Source organism: Streptomyces sparsogenes, from assembly GCF_001704635.1.
Classification (GTDB): Bacteria; Actinomycetota; Actinomycetes; order Streptomycetales; family Streptomycetaceae; genus Streptomyces; species Streptomyces sparsogenes.
The window spans coordinates 1-539 of sequence record NZ_MAXF01000111.1 but is presented as its reverse complement, the minus strand read 5'-3'; the positions used below and the strand labels follow the sequence as shown (position 1 = coordinate 539).

Sequence of the window (539 nt, the reverse complement as noted above, 5' to 3'; positions counted from 1 at the left end):
GTGATGGTCGGCGGCACCAACGGCACACTCGGCGGCATCAACAAGCCCGTCATCGCGGGCACCAACCTCTGGCAGGCCGCCAGCGCGATGCCGGGCGAGCCCAAGGTCTCGACCATCACCTGGCACGGTTACGACGCTCCGCAGAGCTTTTTCCCCGAGGCCATCAGGGACAAGTACGCGGACAAAGGGGGGCCGGACCTCAATCAATTCCTGTCGGGGCTGCACGTCTCCCACGACCCGTCGGCCAACGACCACCTGTCGGTGCAGGCACAGAGCTACGGCACCGTGGTGGTGGGCTCCGCCGCCCGCCAGGGCACCCTGGAGGCGGACGACGTGATGCTCAGCGGCAGCCCCGGCGTCCAGGTCGGGCGGGCGAAGGACCTGGACGTACCCGAGGGGCATGTGTGGAACCAGAAGGCGGAGGATGACTGGGTGCCCAAGTGGGGCGCGCCCACGCATGGGCACCACGAGGGACTGACGCAGTTCATCACCCCCAGCGATCCCGTCTTCGGCGCCAAGCAGATGGGCACCGACACCCA

At 68.3% G+C, this 539-nt stretch carries 1 protein-coding gene; it reads left to right on the top strand.

All coding sequences use genetic code 11. The features are described 5' to 3' along the window. Window positions 1–539 (top strand): alpha/beta hydrolase (locus BBH68_RS23650; protein WP_218029720.1); only part of this gene is annotated, 539 nt, incomplete at both ends.